1 rRNA gene is annotated in these 1,608 nt (G+C 52.6%); it reads right to left on the bottom strand.

Features of this window, described 5'->3' with window-relative positions:
- Nucleotides 1–10: 10 nt before the first annotated feature.
- Nucleotides 11–1,565 (bottom strand): 16S ribosomal RNA (locus H5300_RS26595).
- Nucleotides 1,566–1,608: the final 43 nt, after the last annotated feature.

Below are 1,608 nucleotides of genomic sequence, written 5' to 3'. Positions count from 1 at the left end.
TATCTTCGTATAAGGAGGTGATCCAGCCCCAGGTTCCCCTAGGGCTACCTTGTTACGACTTCACCCCAGTCATGAACCACAAAGTGGTGAGCGTCCTCCCCGAAAGGTTAAACTACCCACTTCTTTTGCAGCCCACTCCCATGGTGTGACGGGCGGTGTGTACAAGGCCCGGGAACGTATTCACCGTGACATTCTGATTCACGATTACTAGCGATTCCGACTTCATGGAGTCGAGTTGCAGACTCCAATCCGGACTACGACGCACTTTTTGGGATTCGCTCACTATCGCTAGCTTGCTGCCCTCTGTATGCGCCATTGTAGCACGTGTGTAGCCCTACTCGTAAGGGCCATGATGACTTGACGTCGTCCCCACCTTCCTCCGGTTTATCACCGGCAGTCTCCCTGGAGTTCCCGACATTACTCGCTGGCAAACAAGGATAAGGGTTGCGCTCGTTGCGGGACTTAACCCAACATTTCACAACACGAGCTGACGACAGCCATGCAGCACCTGTCTCAGAGTTCCCGAAGGCACACCTGCGTCTCCGCTGGCTTCTCTGGATGTCAAGAGTAGGTAAGGTTCTTCGCGTTGCATCGAATTAAACCACATGCTCCACCGCTTGTGCGGGCCCCCGTCAATTCATTTGAGTTTTAATCTTGCGACCGTACTCCCCAGGCGGTCTACTTAACGCGTTAGCTCCGAAAGCCACGGCTCAAGGCCACAACCTCCAAGTAGACATCGTTTACGGCGTGGACTACCAGGGTATCTAATCCTGTTTGCTCCCCACGCTTTCGCATCTGAGTGTCAGTGTCTGTCCAGGGGGCCGCCTTCGCCACTGGTATTCCTTCAGATCTCTACGCATTTCACCGCTACACCTGAAATTCTACCCCCCTCTACAGCACTCTAGTTCACCAGTTTCAAATGCAGTTCCGAGGTTGAGCCCCGGGCTTTCACATCTGACTTAATGAACCACCTGCATGCGCTTTACGCCCAGTAATTCCGATTAACGCTCGCACCCTCCGTATTACCGCGGCTGCTGGCACGGAGTTAGCCGGTGCTTCTTCTGTTGCTAACGTCAAGAGATAACGCTATTAACGTTACCCCCTTCCTCACAACTGAAAGTACTTTACAACCCGAAGGCCTTCTTCATACACGCGGCATGGCTGCATCAGGCTTTCGCCCATTGTGCAATATTCCCCACTGCTGCCTCCCGTAGGAGTCTGGACCGTGTCTCAGTTCCAGTGTGGCTGATCATCCTCTCAGACCAGCTAGGGATCGTCGCCTTGGTGAGCCATTACCTCACCAACTAGCTAATCCCACCTAGGCATATCTTGACGCGAGAGGTCCGAAGATCCCCCTCTTTGGCCCGTAGGCATTATGCGGTATTAGCCATCGTTTCCAATGGTTATCCCCCACATCAAGGCAATTTCCTAGGCATTACTCACCCGTCCGCCGCTCGACGCCCATTAACGCACCCGAAGGATTGTTAGTGTCGTTTCCGCTCGACTTGCATGTGTTAGGCCTGCCGCCAGCGTTCAATCTGAGCCATGATCAAACTCTTCAATTTAAGATTTTGTGACTCAACGAATACTGACTTCAAAACTAATATT

Origin of the sequence: Vibrio sp. SG41-7 (genome assembly GCF_014164465.1) — a bacterium.
In the GTDB taxonomy this organism is placed as follows: domain Bacteria; phylum Pseudomonadota; class Gammaproteobacteria; order Enterobacterales; family Vibrionaceae; genus Vibrio; species Vibrio splendidus.
This window is presented reverse-complemented; position numbering and strand designations above follow the sequence as displayed.